This window comes from Bradyrhizobium sp. SZCCHNS3016, from assembly GCF_032484535.1.
Taxonomy (GTDB): Bacteria; Pseudomonadota; Alphaproteobacteria; order Rhizobiales; family Xanthobacteraceae; genus Bradyrhizobium.
Map to the genome: position 1 here is coordinate 171,721 of NZ_JAUETE010000002.1, position 17,875 is coordinate 189,595.

General features: G+C 65.6%; 19 protein-coding genes. 15 read left to right on the plus strand and 4 right to left on the minus strand.

Going from position 1 to position 17,875, the window contains the following annotated elements:
* Positions 1 to 5: 5 nt before the first annotated feature.
* From soxC to QW881_RS05115, 11 genes are all read left to right on the plus strand, one after another.
* Positions 6 to 1,289 carry a sulfite dehydrogenase gene (gene soxC / locus QW881_RS05065; protein WP_315755999.1) on the plus strand — a complete coding sequence of 428 codons (1,284 nt, stop codon included), beginning with the start codon at positions 6 to 8 and terminating at the stop codon, positions 1,287 to 1,289.
* Positions 1,228 to 1,986, plus strand: a complete 759-nt coding sequence (locus QW881_RS05070; protein ID WP_315756000.1) for a cytochrome c — start codon at positions 1,228 to 1,230, stop codon at positions 1,984 to 1,986. Before soxC ends, QW881_RS05070 begins: the two co-directional genes overlap by 62 nt.
* Before the next feature lie 26 nt (positions 1,987 to 2,012).
* Positions 2,013 to 2,447: a hypothetical protein gene (locus tag QW881_RS05075; protein WP_315718331.1), complete on the plus strand. Its 435-nt coding sequence runs from the start codon at positions 2,013 to 2,015 to the stop codon at positions 2,445 to 2,447.
* Between the two features lie 10 nt (positions 2,448 to 2,457).
* The gene (locus tag QW881_RS05080) at positions 2,458 to 3,360 is read left to right on the plus strand and encodes an alpha/beta hydrolase (protein WP_315756001.1); all 903 of its coding nucleotides are present in this window, start codon (positions 2,458 to 2,460) and stop codon (positions 3,358 to 3,360) included.
* Positions 3,361 to 3,368: 8 nt separating this feature from the next.
* Complete coding sequence (locus tag QW881_RS05085) at positions 3,369 to 3,809, plus strand: DsrE family protein (protein WP_409997641.1); 441 nt, start codon at positions 3,369 to 3,371, stop codon at positions 3,807 to 3,809.
* Between the two features lie 68 nt (positions 3,810 to 3,877).
* A complete protein-coding gene (locus QW881_RS05090; RefSeq protein ID WP_315756002.1) occupies positions 3,878 to 4,978 on the plus strand; it encodes a YeeE/YedE family protein in 1,101 nt (366 codons plus the stop codon).
* Between the two features lie 419 nt (positions 4,979 to 5,397).
* A complete protein-coding gene (locus QW881_RS05095) occupies positions 5,398 to 7,086 on the plus strand; it encodes a methyl-accepting chemotaxis protein (RefSeq protein WP_315756003.1) in 1,689 nt (562 codons plus the stop codon).
* A gap of 446 nt (positions 7,087 to 7,532) precedes the next feature.
* Positions 7,533 to 8,075, plus strand: a complete 543-nt coding sequence (locus QW881_RS05100; RefSeq protein ID WP_315756100.1) for a YeeE/YedE thiosulfate transporter family protein — start codon at positions 7,533 to 7,535, stop codon at positions 8,073 to 8,075.
* A gap of 10 nt (positions 8,076 to 8,085) precedes the next feature.
* The gene (locus tag QW881_RS05105; RefSeq protein WP_315756004.1) at positions 8,086 to 8,643 is read left to right on the plus strand and encodes a YeeE/YedE thiosulfate transporter family protein; all 558 of its coding nucleotides are present in this window, start codon (positions 8,086 to 8,088) and stop codon (positions 8,641 to 8,643) included.
* Between the two features lie 49 nt (positions 8,644 to 8,692).
* Complete coding sequence (locus QW881_RS05110; protein ID WP_315756005.1) at positions 8,693 to 9,034, plus strand: rhodanese-like domain-containing protein; 342 nt, start codon at positions 8,693 to 8,695, stop codon at positions 9,032 to 9,034.
* 257 nt (positions 9,035 to 9,291) lie between these two features.
* A complete protein-coding gene (locus QW881_RS05115) occupies positions 9,292 to 11,259 on the plus strand; it encodes a methyl-accepting chemotaxis protein (protein WP_315756006.1) in 1,968 nt (655 codons plus the stop codon).
* Positions 11,260 to 11,415: 156 nt separating this feature from the next.
* Here QW881_RS05115 and QW881_RS05120 read toward each other — a convergent pair whose 3' ends face one another.
* The gene (locus QW881_RS05120) at positions 11,416 to 12,255 is read right to left on the minus strand and encodes an SDR family oxidoreductase (protein WP_315756007.1); all 840 of its coding nucleotides are present in this window, start codon (positions 12,253 to 12,255) and stop codon (positions 11,416 to 11,418) included.
* 151 nt (positions 12,256 to 12,406) lie between these two features.
* Here QW881_RS05120 and QW881_RS05125 point away from each other — a divergent pair, with 151 nt between their 5' ends.
* Positions 12,407 to 12,796 carry a response regulator gene (locus QW881_RS05125; RefSeq protein WP_315756008.1) on the plus strand — a complete coding sequence of 130 codons (390 nt, stop codon included), beginning with the start codon at positions 12,407 to 12,409 and terminating at the stop codon, positions 12,794 to 12,796.
* 136 nt (positions 12,797 to 12,932) lie between these two features.
* Here QW881_RS05125 and QW881_RS05130 read toward each other — a convergent pair whose 3' ends face one another.
* Complete coding sequence (locus QW881_RS05130) at positions 12,933 to 13,130, minus strand: hypothetical protein (protein ID WP_315736286.1); 198 nt, start codon at positions 13,128 to 13,130, stop codon at positions 12,933 to 12,935.
* A 257-nt stretch (positions 13,131 to 13,387) separates the two neighbouring features.
* Here QW881_RS05130 and QW881_RS05135 point away from each other — a divergent pair, with 257 nt between their 5' ends.
* Both QW881_RS05135 and QW881_RS05140 read left to right on the plus strand, forming a co-directional pair.
* Positions 13,388 to 14,623, plus strand: a complete 1,236-nt coding sequence (locus tag QW881_RS05135; protein WP_315756009.1) for a GGDEF domain-containing protein — start codon at positions 13,388 to 13,390, stop codon at positions 14,621 to 14,623.
* Between the two features lie 21 nt (positions 14,624 to 14,644).
* Complete coding sequence (locus QW881_RS05140) at positions 14,645 to 15,268, plus strand: peptidoglycan recognition family protein (RefSeq protein WP_316158328.1); 624 nt, start codon at positions 14,645 to 14,647, stop codon at positions 15,266 to 15,268.
* Positions 15,269 to 15,359: 91 nt separating this feature from the next.
* Here the strand turns inward: QW881_RS05140 and rpoH are convergent, their stop codons facing one another.
* Positions 15,360 to 16,259 (minus strand): RNA polymerase sigma factor RpoH, encoded by a 900-nt coding sequence (gene rpoH / locus QW881_RS05145; protein ID WP_315756101.1) that lies wholly within the window; start codon positions 16,257 to 16,259, stop codon positions 15,360 to 15,362.
* A 219-nt stretch (positions 16,260 to 16,478) separates the two neighbouring features.
* Positions 16,479 to 17,474 (minus strand): RluA family pseudouridine synthase, encoded by a 996-nt coding sequence (locus QW881_RS05150; protein WP_315756102.1) that lies wholly within the window; start codon positions 17,472 to 17,474, stop codon positions 16,479 to 16,481.
* A gap of 31 nt (positions 17,475 to 17,505) precedes the next feature.
* Between QW881_RS05150 and QW881_RS05155 the strand changes: the two genes are divergently transcribed.
* Positions 17,506 to 17,844 carry a hypothetical protein gene (locus QW881_RS05155; protein WP_315756011.1) on the plus strand — a complete coding sequence of 113 codons (339 nt, stop codon included), beginning with the start codon at positions 17,506 to 17,508 and terminating at the stop codon, positions 17,842 to 17,844.
* Positions 17,845 to 17,875: the final 31 nt, after the last annotated feature.

The following is a 17,875-nucleotide window of genomic DNA, read 5'->3' on the forward strand; positions in this document are numbered from 1 at the left end:
CGACGATGTCCAAGGACAAATCTCTCCCCTCAGCCCCACGTGCGTCGCGCCGTGGTTTCCTGACCGCAGCCGGCGGTCTTGCCGCCACGGCGCTGGCCTCGCAGGCGCGTGCCGGCGCCGGCAATCCCGCCAACCAGCCGCCGAACGTGCCGGAATGGACGCGCACCCTCGGCGAGGGCGTCGCTGTGCGCCCCTACGGCAAGCCGTCGAAGTTCGAGAAGGACGTCGTCCGCCGCGACGTCGAATGGCTGACGGCTTCGCGCGAATCCTCTGTCAGCTTCACGCCGCTGCATGAGCTCGAAGGCATCATCACGCCGAATGGGCTGTGCTTCGAGCGCCATCACGGCGGCGTGGCCGACGTCGATCCGGCCGATCACCGGTTGATGATCCACGGCCTGGTCGAGCGGCCGCTGCTGCTGACGCTCGACGAGCTCAAGCGCTACCCGCGCGTCAACCGCATCCACTTCATGGAATGCGCCGCCAACTCCGGCATGGAGTGGCGCGGCGCCCAGCTCAATGGCTGCCAGTTCACGCATGGCATGATCCACTGCGTGCAATATACCGGCGTCTCGCTGCGCACCCTGCTCGAAGAGGCCGGCGTCAAGACCAACGGCAAATGGCTGCTGGTGGAGGGCGCCGACTCCGCGTCGATGGATCGCAGCCTGCCGATCGAGAAGGCGCTCGACGACTGCATCATTGCCTACAAGATGAATGGCGAGGCGCTGTATCCCGAGCAGGGCTATCCGATGCGCCTGGTCGTGCCGGGGTGGCAGGGCAATCTCTGGGTCAAATGGCTGCGCCGCATCAAGGTCGGCGACCAGCCCTGGCACACCCGCGAGGAAACCTCGAAGTACACGGACCTTTTGCCGAACGGCAAGGCGCGGCGCTTCACCTGGGCGATGGATGCCAAGTCGGTGATCACCAGCCCGAGCCCGCAGGCGCCGATCAAGCATGGCAAGGGCTTTACGATCGTCTCGGGACTGGCGTGGTCGGGCAACGGCAAGGTCAAGCGCGTCGACGTCTCGCTCGATGGTGGCCGCAACTGGTGGCCGGCGCGGATCGACGGCCCGGTGCTCGACAAGGCGCTGACCCGTTTCTACTACGAGTTCGACTGGAACGGCGAGCCGCTGCTGCTGCAGTCGCGCGTCCAGGACGAGACCGGCTACGTCCAGCCGTCCAAGGCCGAGCTGCGCAAGGTCCGCGGCTACAACTCCATCTATCACAACAATGGCATCCAGACCTGGCATGTGCAGGCAAACGGTGAGGTCGAGAATGTCGAGGTCGCCTAAGCTCATCATTGTCGCCGCAGCGCTGGCAACGCTTGCGGGCTCGGTGGCGTTCGCCGGCGGTCCGAGCGAGAAGACCGAGGCCAAGTCCGATGCCAAGCCGGCGCAGCGCTTCAACATCGGCCGCGCGCCGAGCGCCGAGGAGATCCGCGGCTGGGACATCGACGTCCGTCCGGACGGGCAGGGGCTGCCAGTCGGCAAGGGCACTGTCGCCCAGGGCGAGAAGCTGTTCATGGACAATTGCGCCAGTTGCCATGGCGAATTCGGCGAGGGTGCCGGCCGCTGGCCGGTGCTCGCCGGCGGCAAGGGATCGCTGACATCAGACAATCCGGTCAAGACGGTCGGTTCCTACTGGCCCTACGCCTCGACGCTGTTCGACTACGTCCGCCACGCGATGCCGTTCGGCAGCCCGCAGTCGCTGAAGGTCGACGAGTACTACGCGCTGGTCGCCTATGTGCTGTATCTGAACGACGTGATCACCGATCAGAACTTCGAGCTGAGCAACAGCAATCTCGCCACGATCAAGATGCCGAACGAGGGCGGGTTCATCATGGATGACCGGAGCACGAGCGAGAAGGCGTTCTGGCAGAAGGACCCTTGCATGAAGAACTGCATCGCGCCGGTCAAGATCACCGGACGCGCGACAGCGGTCGACGTCACGCCGGAAGACAAGGACGGCAAGCCGCGAGGCGTCGAGTGAGGATTGCCGGATGCAGCCGCCGCCAGATGCTGTTGGCGGCCGCATCCGTCGCCCTGGCCGGAAGCGGGGTTGCGTCCATCGCCACTGCAGCCGAGCCACATAGGCTCGCGTTGCAGATCAGCGACGAGGATCCGGCCAAGATGCGCGCGGTGCTCGACGTGGCCGCGAATGTCTCCCGCCACTATTCGGGCGAGGGCGCGGAGGTCGAGATCGTGATCGTCGCGTTCAATGGCGGCCTCGACATGCTGCTGGCCGACCGTTCGCCGGTGAAGGAGCGGGTGCTCGGCTTCGCCAAGTCGATGCCCAATGTGAGCTTCATCGCCTGCGGCAATACCTTGGAGACGCTCGCGAGCAAGGAGGGACGGCAGCCGCCTCTGCTCGACGGTGTCACGGTCGTCAAGACCGGGGTCGCGACCCTGCTGGAGCTGTCCGAGAAGAACTGGACGATCGTGCGTCCCTGAGGAATTTGCGATGCGGTGGTGGCTCGCTCTTGTCGTCTCGTTCATTGCGTCGATCGCCTTCGCGGCCGAGGAGCCGCGCGAGCTCACGATCGGCGGGCGCACGGCGCTCGGCACGCTCCGGCTGCCGGCGCAGTCTGGACCGGATGTGCCGCTGGTGCTGATGACGCACGGCACGCTCGCGCACAAGGACATGGAGACCATCCAGGGCCTGTCCAAGGCGTTGGCCGAGCGGGGGATCGCCTCGCTCGCGCACAATCTCGTGCTCGGTCTCGATCGCCGCACTGGCATGTACGATTGTGCCAAACCCCATGACTATGTGACGGACGATGCTGTCGTGGAGATCGCCGCCTGGCTGAGTGAAGCGCGCAAGACGTCGTCGCACGTCTTCGTGCTCGGACATTCGCGCGGCGCCAATCAGCTCGCGCGCTATCTGGCCGCCAATCCCAAAGCGGCGGTCGACGGTGCGATCCTGCTGGCGCCGGCGACGGCGAGCATCGAGGCCGGTTTGAGAGAGGCCTATGCGGAGAGCTACGGCCAGCGATTGGCGCCGCTGCTCGACAAGGCTGAGGCTGCGATCGCCGCCGGGCGCGGCGGTGATTGGATGTCGGTGCCGGGCTTCATCTATTGCCGCGATGCCAAGGTGACGGCGCGCGCATTCGCAGCATTCTATCGCGCCGACCGGCGCCAGGATACGGCGGCGCTGATCGCCGATGTGAGCCTGCCGGTTCTGGTGCTTGCGGCAGCGCAAGACAAGACGGTACCGGACGTGGCAGCGTCGTTCGCGCCGCTGGCGTCACGCACCGGCAGCCGTGTCCGGTTGGAGACGATTGACGACGCAGATCACTTCTTTCGCGATCTCGCCGCCGAGGATGCCGCTGATCGCATCGCAGGATTCATTGCAGCCACGCGTTAGGAGTCACCATGGAACGTCGATCTTTGATGCAAGCTGGTCTTGCCAGTGTGTTTGGAATCTTCGGTGTCAGCCGCGCACGCGCGGCGACGGAGTCTCCGCGCCAGCGCGTCGCCTATCATCTCGCCGATCAGGACCGCGCCCTGTTCGTTCTCGGCAACCTCCAGAATCACGTCGATGGCACCGGAGGACCTGGACGCGCAGACATTCGCCTGGTGATCCACGGCCCGGGGTTGCGGGCCTTTCATGCGATTTCGGCCGACCAGACCATCTCGGCTCTGGCCGAGCGCCTCATGAAGGCCGGCGTCGGCTTCGAGGCCTGTGCCAATACCATGAAGGCGCAGGGTGTGAAGCTCGACGATCTCTTGCCAGGCTTCGCGGTGGCGGAGAAGGGCGGCGTCGTGCGTCTCACCGAGCTGCAGCAGAGTGGATACGCCTACCTGCGCCCGTGACGGGCGCATGCGTCCTTACCGATGCCGCCCGGTATGTTGAGCGGCAGGCCTGAACGACGGGAGCGCCCGTGCTCACCGCATTGATCGACCTTCTGGGTGAGGAGCTGGTGTCGCTGCTGTGCGGGCTCGCGGCCGGTGGCGCGTTCGGCTTCTTCGCGCAGCGCAGCCGCTTCTGCCTGCGGGCGGCCACGGTCGAGTTCGCGCGCGGGCAGGGCGGTCCGCGGCTGGCGGTGTGGCTCCTCACCTTCGCCTCGGCGCTGCTGGGCACCCAGGCGCTGGTGGCGATGGGCCTGCTCGACGTCTCTGAAGCGCGTCAGCTGGCGCAGCAGGGCAGCATTTCCGGCGCGATGATCGGCGGCACCCTGTTCGGCTGCGGCATGATCCTGGCGCGCGGCTGTGCCAGCCGTCTGCTGGTGCTCTCGGCCAACGGCAATCTGCGGGCGCTGCTGTCCGGCCTGATCTTCGCGGTGACGGCGCAGTCCGCCTATCGCGGCCTGCTCGCGCCGGCGCGCGAGTGGCTCACCAATCTTTGGCTGGTCGACGGCGGACCGTCGCGCGACATCATGAGCCTGTTCGGCGGCGGCACGCCCGAGAAGCTCGGCTTCGGCATGCTGTGGTTCCTGGCCGGGCTCGCCGCCGTGTCGAAGTTTCAGGTCGGCCCGAAGATCCTGCGCTCGGCGGTGGCCGCGGGTGCGGCGGTCGCCGGGGGCTGGCTCCTCACCTATCAGCTCGGTCAGGCCTCGTTCTCGCCGGTGCCGCTGAAGAGCCTCACATTCAGCGGTCCTTCGGCGGAACTGCTGATGCAGGTGCTCGCCAGCCCGCAGCTGAAGCCGGGCTTCGATCTCGGCATCATTCCGGGCGTGTTCATCGGCTCGTTCGTTGCGGCCGCGCTGGCGCGCGAACTCAATCTCGAAGGCTTCTCGGATGGGCGCGGCATGCGCCGCTACATGATCGGCGCCGTCCTGATGGGATTCGGCGCGATGCTGGCGGGCGGCTGCGCCGTCGGCGCCGGCGTGACCGGGGCATCGGTGTTTGCGCTCACAGCGTGGATCGTGCTCGGTGGAATGTGGTTGGGTGCGGCCGTCACCGATTTTGTCGTCGACCGCTGGCTGTTCGCCGCCAAGCCGGCGCAGAGCCCGGTTCAGTCGCCCTCCGTCATGCCTTCATGAGGCATCTTGCGGAAGCGAGCCTGCTTCTGCTGAGCGGCATTGAAAATGCAGCGTCAAAGAGCAGCATCCATCGATCTCCGGGACCTGTCTGTCACAGGCTCGTCGACGCCTGGCGTGTCGGCGCACTCCAAGCCTCTGACGAAGAATATTGTCTGATCAGATCGGATCGAACCTGAAGACACGCATCTTTGCGTCGTCACGCCGGAGCGCAGATCGCGTAGTCCGCGGATCGGCCACAGGAGATGCGTGCCGAACACGGCATCCGGACCATCGCGCCCTAACATGATCTTGGTAGATCCCAGTCTGGAAATCCCGCCCGTTAACCAATTTGCGAAGGTCGGGTGTTACCGTCGCGAGGGGGACGGTGCAATCATGCGGCGGACCGATACGAATCGCCGGGACTACGAAAGGCACGCGAGATGTCGCAACTCTCCATTCGAGCAAAAATGGCGGCCGTCATTGCGCTGCTGCTGGTGGCGATGACCATCGTCGGATTGCTGGCCGTCCGCGGCATGCAGACAATCAACACGCATACCGAACAGATCGCCAAGAACTGGCTGCCGAGCGTGCGCGTGCTCGGCGAGTTGCGTTCGGCGATCAATCTCAATCGGGCGCAGCTCCGGGCCTACATGACGGCTGATACGACTGAGGAGAGGGACAATCTCGACCGCAACATGAAGGCAACGCTCGCCCTGATCGCGACGGCGCGCCGCTCCTATGAGGCGATGATCTCGTCTTCCGAGGAGCGCATCCTGTTCGAGAGCTGGTCGCGGGGCTGGGAGCAATATGTCAAGGCTGCCGATGGTGTGCTCGAGGTGCTGCGCGCAGGGAACGGCAATGCGACCAAGCAGGCAAGCGATCTGTTCAACAAGACGGTCCGGAGCGTCGCCAATCAGTCGGACGAATATCTTCGAAAGCTGATTGACCTCAACAATCGTAGCGCCGACGCCGAGACGAAGATCGCTGCGGATGGCTATGCCGAGGCATTTGCATTGATGTCGACGGTCATCGTCCTTGCCGTTCTCGCGGGCATCGGCGTCGGAAGCTGGTTCGTTCGCGACATTTCCCGGTGCATCGCTTCCATCATCAGGCCGATGCAGGCGCTCGGTGAGGGCAACCTGGCGACGGAGATCCCCTATCGCGGCCAGAAGACCGAAGTAGGCATGATGGCCGACGCCCTGGAGGTCTTCAAGACCGCCTTGATCGCGAAAAAGCAGGCCGACGATATCGCTTCGAAAGAGGCAGAGGTGAAACTGGAACGCAGCCGGCGGCTTGACGAGATCACTGGCCGCTTCGAGGCCGTGGTCGGCGAGATCGTCGACACCGTGTCCACGGCATCGAGCACATTGGAGGGTCACGCCGGCGGACTCAGCAACACGGCGAGTCGCGCACAGAACCTGGCCACGTCCGTCACCGCGGCTTCCGAGGAAGCCTGCGCCAATGTGCAGTCGGTGGCATCTGCGACCGAGGAGCTCTCCGCGTCCGTCAACGAGATCAGCAGGCAAGTCCAGGATTCGGCCCAGATGGCCAATGAGGCGGTGGCGCAGGCCCGCAAGACCAATGAACAGGTCAGCGAGCTTTCGAAGTCCGCTGCCCGCATCGGCGACGTCGTCGAGCTGATCAATACGATTGCCGGACAGACCAACCTGCTCGCGCTGAATGCAACGATCGAGGCCGCGCGCGCCGGCGAAGCCGGCCGCGGATTTGCCGTGGTCGCATCCGAGGTCAAGGCGCTTGCCGAGCAGACGGCGAAGGCCACCGGCGAGATCGGCCAGCAGATCTCCGGCATCCAGTCCGCCACCCAGCAATCGGTCGGTGCGATCCGCGACATCAGCATCACCATCGAGAAACTGCAGGAGATTTCGTCGACGATCGCATCGGCCGTGGAGCAGCAGGGCGCTGCCACGCAGGAGATCTCGCGCAACGTCCAGCACGCGGCGGCGGGAACGCAGCAGGTCTCAGCCAACGTTGCGGATGTGCAGCGCGGCGCCGTTGATACCGGAACCGCGGCTTCCCAGGTTCTGTCCGCCGCGAAATCGCTGGCCGACGACAGTGCCAGACTGAGCATGGAAGTGAAGAAGTTCATCGCCGGCGTGAGAGCCGCCTAGGGTTCGTAGCGACTGAGAGCCGCGCAGATCCGATCTCGCCGCCATTTCGGCCGGCCCGCGTCGGGTGTGCTGACAGGTGCGCCGGCCACGCTGCCATCGCTTCTGCGGTGGCCTGCGAGCCTCATCTCGAGGATCTTTCGCGCGGCCGCGGCAAGCTGCGTGACCGAGTCGCCTGGTGACGATGGGCTTGCGAGGCCCGCGCCGACATGAACAGAGCGTGGGGCGCGGCGGATCGTGCTCCGCCGCGGCTTGCTCGGGGCTGCCGTCCCCGAGTTCGTCAGTGCCGCTGTTTCCTCGCAGTCAGGCTGCCGCAGAGCCCCGCCTTTTCACCTCACCTGTCGGCATCGGCTGAATTATAATTGCATAAATTCGAATATATGCATATAGTAACGTAAGTCGGTCGCGGCGCTGGGCCGCGTCAGCAGGGAGGACCCGTGGTGGCAATGATGAACGACGTCATGGTCAAGGATCTGGGCAAGTCCAAGCGCATCGACTGGTCGCCCTATCTGGTCGGCGCCGGCATCGGCGTCCTCAGCTGGGTGGCCTTTGCCGGGTTCGGCGACCCGCTCGGCGTCACGACGGCGTTTTCGCGCATCGCATCGCTGTTTGCCGCTCCGGTGATCGGATCCGACGCCGTCGCCGCCAACAGCTATTGGAAGTCGATGCCGTTGAAATGGGACTATGGCGTCTGGTTCCTGGTCGGCATTCCGTTCGGCGCATTCCTGTCGGCGATCATCTCCGGCACGTGGCGCCTCGAACTGGTACCGGAGGTCTGGAAGGAGCGCTTTGGCCCGTCTGTGGTCAAGCGCTTCGTGGCCGCGTTTCTCGGCGGCATCGTCATCATGTATGGCGCGCGTCTGGCCGGCGGTTGCACCAGCGGACACGGCATCTCCGGCGGTCTGCAATTGGCGCTGTCGAGCTGGCTGTTCCTCGCCGTGATGTTCGCGACCGGCCTTCTGGCGTCGCGCGTCATGTTCCGCAAAGCATAGGAGAAGGGCCATGACGTCATTGATGAGCATCGCCGGCCCGCTGCTGATGGGCGCCGTGTTCGGCTATCTGCTGCAGCAGGGCAAGGTCACGAGCTGCAACGTGATCGAGAACCAGTTCCGGCTGCGCGACTTCACCGTGCTGAAGGTGATGGGCACGGCGATCGTGGTCGGCGGCATCGGCGTGCTGCTGCTGGTTGATACCGGCAACACCAAATATTACGTCAAGGACGCCAACATGCTCGCGGTCGCGCTCGGCGCGGCGCTGTTCGGCGTCGGCATGGTGGTCTACGGCTACTGCCCGGGCACCGCGCTCGGCGCCATCGCCAGCGGCAGCGTGCATGCCGCAGTCGGCGCTTTCGGCATGATTGTCGGCGCGATCCTCTATGCGCTGAGCTTCGACTGGGTGAAGGCTCACGTCCTGAATGTTTGGGCGCTCGGCAAGGTGCGGCTGCCCGACATCACCGGCGTACCGGATGGCGTTTGGTTCGCCGCGCTCGCGATCGGCGCAGGTGCGTTCTTCTTCTGGGTCGAGGCGTCCGAGGCCAAGGCGAAGCGGACACAGGGGTAGGCGGAGTCGCCCGAGTGCCCCCTATGTCAATCAGTGAGAGGTTCCTCCCATGCTATCAGGACTGTTCAGCAAGTTGACCGGATCGACCAGCGTGCCGGCGATCGAGCATGACGAGCTGGTGCGGGCGCACCAGCAGCGGAGCTGCGTTATCGTCGACGTGCGCGAGCCGCATGAGTTCAAGGGCGGACACATTCCCGGCGCCGTCAATCACCCGCTGTCGCGTTTCGACCCGGGCAACCTCGTGCACGACAAGCCGGTGGTTCTGATCTGCCAGGCCGGCGGCCGCTCGGCCACCGCGCTGCGGCGGGCGCTGTCGGCGGGGCGGCAGGATATCCGCCACTATGCCGGCGGCATGAGCCGCTGGCGGGCGCGCGGCGGTCCTGTCGCCTGAACGCGCCCTGCCGGACAGGTCGGACCTCCTGCTCTGTCAGGACGTTCCCAACGGATCTGTTCTGGTTGAGATGAAATGACCTGCAACCAGCGTGGGTTGCGGCAGGTTAAGAGCAAAGTGTGCGGCGGAAAGCTTCGATAGCCGTTCTCGCCCGCAGCATCTAATTTGTTGTTGGTCCACTCCATTGGTTGACTCGTTCAGGAATAATTAGTTGCAACGCTGCAATACTCGAACACCGGTCGACGTTCGAGGATTGCATGTTGAAGCTTGTTGGCTTGAGAACCCGGATCACCCTTTCTCTGGTGATCGGCGCGGCCGCGACGGCCCTCTTCGTGCTGCTGGTCGCCATGTGGATCATCGGCGGCATCATCGACCGCGCCAATGAGCGTGAGCTCCACGCTCAATATGACGCCTTCAATTCGCGCCTGCAGCTCGAGTCGACCCGCGCGGAAGCCATGAGCGCGGTGGTCGCCAAGATCCCCGCCGTCCAGGACGCCATGGCGCAGAACGACCGCGACGCCTTGATGCGGCTGTTCGGCGCGGGCATGGCCAGCATGAAGTCCGATTACGGTGTCGACCAGTTTCAGTTTCACACGCCGCCGGCGATGTCCTTCCTGCGCGTGCACCAGCCGGCCAAGTTCGGCGACGATCTGTCGGGCTTCCGCAAGACGGTGGTGGCCGCCAATACCGACCGCAAGCCGATCGTCGGGCTGGAGGGCGGCGTTGCCGGCCTCGGCCTCCGCGGCGTCGTACCGATCGTTTCCGCCGGCAAACATCTGGGCTCGGTCGAGTTCGGCCTGACCTTTGGCCAAAACTTCTTCGACGAGTTCAAGCGCAGCCGGAATGTCGACGTTGCGTTCCGCCTGGCTGGCGACAACGGCTTCAATCTGTTCGCGACAACGATCGGGGAGACCTCCTTCTTCGCAAGCGGCGACTATCGCGAGGCATCGGCCGGCAGCTTCCTGTCGCGCCAAGGACAGCTCAAAGGCGTTCCGGTGGTCGCGCTGCTGGGCCCGATCAAGGATTTCTCCGGCAAGCCGATCGGCGCCGTCGAGATCGTCATGGACAACAGCGAGTTCATCCAGGCTCGCAATCGCGCCGGGGCGCTGGCGATCGGGATGACGCTGGCCGGCCTCGTGCTGATCGCGCTCGCCGGGCTGTTGATCGCGCGCAGCATCTCCCTCCCGATCGTCCAGATGACGAGCGCCATGCGCGAGCTCGCCGATGGCAACCTGGACGTTCGCGTCCCGGCCGACTGGCGCAAGGACGAGGTCGGACAGATGGCGCGCGCCGTTTCGGTCTTCAGGGACAACGCCATCCGGATGAGGGATCTGCAGGCGGAGCAGGAGAAGGCCCAGGCTCGTGCCGAGGAGGACCGGCGCCGCATGCTGATGGAGGTGGCCGATGGCTTCGAGGCCAGCGTCCGCGGCGTTGTCGACGCAGTGTCGGCTGCGGCCATTGAAATGGAGGCGACCGCCCGTTCGATGTCGGTGACGATCGATCAATCGAAGCAGCAGGCCCTGACAGTGTCGCAGGCGTGCGGCTCCGCATCGGATAATGTCAACACCGTTGCCTCGGCGGCCGAAGAGCTGTCATCCTCGATGAACGAGATCAGCAAGACGCTCGAGCGTGCATCGTCCGTGGTTCGCAAGGCCGCGGACGAAGGGCAGCAATCCAACGACAAGGTGCAGCGGCTCAACGTTGCCGCCAGCAAGATCAGCGAGGTCGTCGCACTCATCAACCAGATCGCCAGCCAGACCAATCTGCTGGCACTGAATGCGACGATCGAGGCCGCGCGCGCCGGCGAGTCGGGCAGGGGATTCGCCGTCGTCGCCAGCGAGGTCAAGACGCTGGCGACCCAGACGGCCAAGGCGACCGAAGAGATTGGTGCTCAGATCGCCGCGGTTCAGGCCGAAACCGCCGCCGCGGTCCAGAGCATCGGCATGATCTGCACCACGATCCAGGAGGTCGACGAAATTTCGACCATCATCGCCTCATCGATCGCGCAACAGGACGCCGCGACCCGCGAGATCGCCGGCAATGTGAACGTCGTCGCCGGCAAGACCCAGGACGTCACGCGCAACATCGCGGGCGTCACGTCCGGGGTCGTGCAGACCGGCCACGCCGCCAACGAGGTGCTGTCGGCGGCCGGCGAGCTCGCGCAGCAGTCGACCCGGCTGCGCAGCGAGGTCAACCAGTTCCTGGCCCATATCAGAGCGGCCTGATCGGTCGTTGGTGGCTGAAGTATCAAGCTCGCCGACACGCCCATCGCCCCGGCCGTATCCGCCACGGGGTGATTCCCGTGTCCGACCGGCATGAGCTGTGTCCTGGTGCCGTGGTCTCGAGAGCGCGAGGCGGGGCGGCGCCTCCTGTCCCGTGGCTCACGCCTGCTTCGCGGCCGCCTTCTCGAGCCGCTTCGCCATCACGCGCCAATAGGTGCCCGGCATGAACCGCTGCAGGAGATCCATGAAGCGCGCATCGCCGCCGATCAGGATGCGGGGCTCATTGCGCTCGACGCCCTCGATGATCCGCAACGCGGCGTCGCGCGGGCTGGTCCTGGCAAGCCGCTCGAACCGCTCGATGGCCTGCACGCGGCGCGCATTGTCGGTCATGCCCTGGCCGGCGCGGGCATTGCGCGCAATCGCCGTGGCGATGCCGCCGGGATGCACGACCGACAGCCGCACGGGACTGCCGGCGGCTGTGAGTTCGTGACGCAGGCTCTCGGAAAATCCCCGCACCGCGAACTTTGCCGCGGCGTAGGCCGATTGGCCGGGCGGAGCGATGATGCCGAAGATCGAGGACAGGTTGACGACATGCGCTTCGCGCTGGCGCGAAAGATGCGGCAGGAACGCGCGCGTGCCGTGCACGACGCCCCAGAAATTGATGTTGAACAGCCACTCCATCTCCGCCTGATCGATCTCGGCGAAGCTGCCGAACAGTGCCACGCCGGCATTGTTGACGATGATGTTGAGTTCGGGATGCGCGCGGGTCGCGTCCTCGGCGAACTGGGTGACTGCAGCAACATCGCTGACGTCCAGCCGGTGCGTGGTCACCTTGCGGCCGCTCGCGGCGAGCTCGGCGGCGAGGCTTGCGAGGCCCGCCTCGTCGCGGTCGGCGAGCGCGAGATCGCAACCGCGCGCCGCCAGCTCCTGCGCCAGCGCACGGCCAATGCCGCTGGCTGCGCCTGTCACGGCGGCAGATGCGCCTCGAATGATCGTCATTGTCGCTTCACTCCCCTGATCGACCGGATCTACGTGCCTGTTCCAATTGCAGCTGGGTTTTCTGCCACTTTTTCTGATTGGAACCGAACCATCCGGCCGTTCAGCTTTTAACTCACATTACTTTACGAGCACACATTCGTGGAGGACCTGCATGGGACAGTCGCAACCTTTCCGTGCCACCGCACTGATCGTGGAAGACGATCTGGCGCAGCGCGAGATGATCACGCTGCTGCTCGAAGAGAGCGAGTACGACGTGATCGCGTGTGAGAGCGCGGAGGCCGCCGAACTCGTCCTGAACAAGCCGGGTCATCGCATCGTCCTGCTGATGACCGACGTCAATCTGGCGGGCCGCATGAACGGGGTTGAGCTTGCCCATCTCGCCAAGGCGCGTCACCCCCACATCAATGTGGTCGTCACTTCTGGCCGGCCGTTGTCGCAGCCGCTGCCGGGCGGCACGAAGTTCTGGAGCAAGCCGTGGGCGCCGCTCGATGTGCTGCGCGAGGCCGAGGTGACGCTCGAGCGCGCGCCGGACGTCGGGTAAGGCCCAGGGGCCGACCTAGCCAGCGTCGAGCAAAGGGTGATGCGTGGCAAATGCCGACCGGTGGAGACGTGGGATCGGCTAGCGGCCGAGCCGACTGAGAGCCGGGTGGAAGCCGCGCTCCCACCCGGAAGTGCAACTACTTCTTCTTGGCAGCCTTCTTGGTCTTCTTCGCAGCTTTCTTGGTGGCCTTCGCGGCCTTCTTCGCCTTCTTCGCCATGGCATCCTCGTCAGGAGTTGATGGATTGCAACGCGACTTCGAGGCTTCGCTGGCGCACGCCAGCCATGCATCAGCCTCGGGTGTCGATCCCAGCAGATTCGCGAAGCTCTGCCTCACGCTGTCACCAGCGCGGTTGCGCTTATCCACAGCTCGATGCATTCGCCGGCCAGTTGCGCCGTTGGCACGCAGGTCGTGACAAGGTTAGCGGATCGTAAAAGGTGTCTTCATTGATTCAAAACCAAGGCGCAATCTTGGTTGCGACCTTGAGGAACCGTTAACTGCGCCGCGCCCATGTTGCCGCGAACAACAGGGTAGCTCATGAGCGCGGCGCTATTGAACATCGAGGACAGGAGCTGCGGCGTCCTGCTGTCGGGATGCTGAACGTTCCGACGCTGTGGACCGCCTTCGTGGTCAATTTCCTCGCGCTGGGCCTGATCTGGGCCTACGTGATGCGCAGCTATCCCAATCTGGATTCGGCGCGGTACTGGACGGCATCGGCGTTCATGTGCGCGCCGGCGGCGACGTTCGCGCTGACGCGGTTCTATTTCGGCTCGTTCGTTCCGCTGCTGGCCGGCGGCTCGCTGATGACCTTCGCGATCTGCCTCGCGGCGATGGGCGTCGAGCGCTTCTATGGCTACAGGGCGTCGTGGCGGCTGAGCTTGATCGTCGTCGCGATGACCTGCGCGTCGATCGCATTCTTTCAATACGTGTACGACCACGGCCCGCTGAGGATCCTATGCTACTCGATCGGGCAGGCGGTCCCCATGGCGATCATCGCGCGGCTGGTGCTGGATGCGAGGCGCGGGCCCGTCAATCCGGGAGCGCGGCTGGCCGGCCTGCTGTCCGTTCTGATCATCGCGGTGTTTGCCGCGCGGTCGATCGGGGCGTTCGTCGGCGCCGATTTCAATTTCAGCCACTCCACCAGCGGCCAGGCCGCCGCGGTGCTGCTGCTGATCTTCCTGTCGATGTCGCTCAACTTCGGCTTCCTGCTGATGGCGGTGGACCGGCTGCGCAACGAGGTCGCCGATCTCGCGCTGCTCGACGATCTCACCGGCGTCGCCAACCGCCGTCACCTGATGCAGCGCCTGAGCGAGGAGTGCGCGCGCGCCGAGCGCTCGCGGCGGCCGTTCGCGCTGCTGGTGATCGACCTCGACGGCTTCAAGATCATCAACGACACCCATGGCCATGCCGCCGGCGATGCCTGCCTGCAGCACTTCACGCTGATGGCCCAGACCCGGCTGCGCCCCGGCGACATGCTGGCGCGCACCGGCGGCGACGAATTCTGCATCGTGCTGCCGGCGTCCGCCCTGCGCGAAGGCGCGATGATCGCGCGGCGCATCCTGCAGGTCTGCCGCGACGATGCGGAGGCCTGTGCCGGCGCCGAGGTGCCGATCGAGGTCTCGATCGGCATCGCCGAATGGACCGAGGATGTCGGCGCCTTCCCCGACCGGCTGATGGCGCGGGCGGACCAGGCGCTCTATGCCGCCAAGAAGGAGGGCAAGAACCGCTATGCCGTCTTCGCCGCCGACCACGAGACGCCGGCATTGGCGCCGGACCAGATCGAGCCGATGATCGCACCGCCGCGCCGGCAGGATGCCGCCGCCGGGTAGCCGGTGCTATCGTTGCCGGCCATGAGGCCGGTTCTGTTCTCTCTCCGCGCAGCGCTCGCGCTGCTTCTTCTTCCTGCGCCGGTCTCGGCCGAGGATCTCACGTCGCTCGCCCGCTCGTCCGGCACGCCGGACATCCCCGGGCTGAAGATGGTCTGGCTGGCGCCGTGGGGCGATCCCGCCCAGGCCCATCCCTGGACCAACATCATCGTCCACCAGACCGAAGGGCCGGCGGGATCGGCGCGATCAGGGGCGCTGGCGCAAGCCAAGAACCCGAAACGGCGCGGCGTCACCCTGTGGGTGGAAACCGACGGCACGGTGTATTGGGCGGTGCCGGAAACCTTGGTGACGCTGCATGGCGACGGCGCCAACCGCAGCGACAATCGCTATATCGACAACGGCCCGACCTATCGCAAGGTCGTCCGCGACAATTCCATCGGCGTGGAGTTCGCCGGCAACTATCCCGACGTCACCCGGCCCGCCACCGAAGCCCAGATCGCCGCGTGGCGCATTCTCTCGAAGCTGCTCCGGCTGCGCTATCAAATTCCGCGGGAGCGGATCTATGCGCACAACTGGATCGACTACAAGGATGCCCGTTATTGCGAGGGCTGTGCGCTCGCCGGGCTCGCCCGCGCTGCGCCGGACTGATCACATATCAACTGATCACATAACAAGAAGCCGGCGTCTCCGCCGGCTCCGATCGCATCCAAAGACCACCTTCAAGCCGCAAGCCGCGCCGTTAATGCGCGGCCTCCAGGGCCGCCGCCTCCTGCTTGGCGATGGCGCCCTTGACGGCGGACTGCACCTTCTCGAACGCGCGCACCTCGATCTGGCGCACCCGCTCGCGCGACACGCCGAACTCGGCCGCCAGATCCTCGAGCGTCATCGGCTCGTCGGCCAGGCGTCGCGCCTCGAAGATGCGGCGCTCGCGCGCGTTGAGCACGCCGATCGCGCCGTTCAGCGCCTGCCTGCGGTGGTCATATTCCTCGTGCTCGGCCATGATGGCTTCCTGGTTGGGCGAGGTATCGACCAGCCAGTCCTGCCATTCGCCCGCTTCGCCGTCGTCGCGGATCGGCGCGTTCAGCGAGGCGTCGCCGCCGAGGCGGCGGTTCATGTCGACCACGTCCTGATCGGTCACGCCGAGGCGCTTCGCGATCAGCTTGACCTGATCCGGATGCAGATCGCCTTCATCCAGCGCGGAGATCTTGCTCTTGGCCTTGCGCAGGTTGAAGAACAGCTTCTTCTGGTTCGCGGTGGTGCCCATCTTCACGAGCGACCAGGAACGCAGGATGTACTCTTGTATCGACGCCTTGATCCACCACATGGCGTAGGTGGCGAGGCGAAAGCCCTTCTCGGGCTCGAACCTCTTCACCGCCTGCATCAGGCCGACATTGCCTTCCGAAACGACTTCGGATATCGGCAGGCCGTAGCCGCGATAGCCCATGGCGATCTTGGCCACGAGCCTGAGGTGGCTGGTCACGAGTTTATGCGCTGCGTCGCTGTCGTCATGCTCGCGCCAACGCTTGGCGAGCATGTACTCCTCCTGCGGTTCCAACATCGGGAACTTGCGGATCTCGGCGAGGTAGCGTGAAAGTCCGGATTCTCCATTGAGAACCGGCAGTGAAGCTGTACGGGCCATCGAGCGCCCTCCAGTTGGTTCAGGCCCCCGATAGCGGCGGGCCAGGCAAAGCGGTCGCTTGGTTAAAGCCGGCCGGTTTGCGACGTTCCATGCGTCGACCATTCGACGCAGGCGCAACATACACCATTTTCGCCCCCCGGTGGAAGGATTCCGGGGGTCACGTCCCCGTGTGGCTGCCATAACCTGCTGGCATGCTTGCGTTTTTCTGAAGGCGCTGCGTCATAGCGCCGCTCGCAGCGCGCCCCTCAAATGCATGAGATCCTCCGGCAGCTCCGATTCCCAGTGCATGATTTCTCCCGTCCGCGGGTGCTCGATGACCAGCAGATAGGCGTGCAGCGCCTGCCGCCCGAGCGCCTCGAGCGCGTCCCGCGCGGCCGGCGCGAGCTGGTTCGCCTTGGTCTTGAAATGCGGGCCATAGACGGCATCGCCGAGCAGCGGATGGCCGAGGTGAGCCAGATGCACCCGGATCTGGTGGGTGCGCCCGGTCTCGAGATGGCAGGCGATCAGCGACGCCACCGGCTTGCCGTCGCGGCCAAGAAAGCTCTCCTGCACCTCGTAATGGGTGATGGCCTCGCGCCCCCGCGGGCGCACCGCCATCTTGTCGCGGGCATGCGGATGCCGGTCGATGGCTGCGTTGATGGTGCCATGCGGCCGGTGCGGCACCCCCCACGCGAACGCCAGATAGCCGCGCTCCATCGCGCCTGTGCGGCCGTGGTCGGCGAACTGCGCGCTCAGCGAGGCGTGCGCGTGATCGTTCTTCGCCACCACCATCAGCCCTGTGGTGTCCTTGTCCAGCCGGTGCACGATGCCGGGCCGCTTGACCCCGCCGATCCCGGAAAGACTGGCGCCGCAATGCGCGATCAGCGCATTCACCAGCGTTCCCGTCTCGTGCCCTGCGGCGGGGTGCACCACCAGGCCGGCCGGCTTGTCGATGACGACGATGTCGTCGTCCTCGTAGATGATTTTCAGTGGGATCGCCTCGGCCGCAGGCTCGGCCGGCGCCGCTTCCGGCACGTCGATTGTGATCGTGTCGCCGGCGGCGACGTGATAAGCGGGGTCCCGCACCGCCGCCGCGCCAAGGCTCCCTGAAGTAAGGCTGACCTGACCGGCCAGGATCAGCGCCTTGAGCCGCGACCGCGACAGCTCCGGCAGCCTTGCCGCGAGCACGCGATCGAGCCGCGGCGAGCCTTCGTCGCCGGCGACCGTGACCGTCATCAGACCGTGGGATTGTGAAGTCGAGATGTCCATGAATTCTACCGTTGCGCCCGAGCCGTCCTCGCCCGAGCAGGCCCAGCTGATGGCGCGGCTGCGGCGCATGATGATGATCGCGGGCGTGACCACCTCGATCGCGATCGCAGTGCTTCTGGTCGCCATCGGCTACCGCCTTTTCCGCGGCGATGGAAGCACAGCTTCGGGCCCCGACCTCACCGCCATGCTGCCCAAGGGCGCCCGGATCGTCTCGACCGGCACCGCCGGCGACCGCCTGGCGGTGACGCTCGACGTCTCCGGCACCACCGAGATCCGCACCTTCGACGCCAAGACCCTGAAACCCACCGGCCGCCTCCGCTTCGCCGTGGAGCCGTAAGGGCAGGGCGGTTTCGGCGGCCATTGCCATG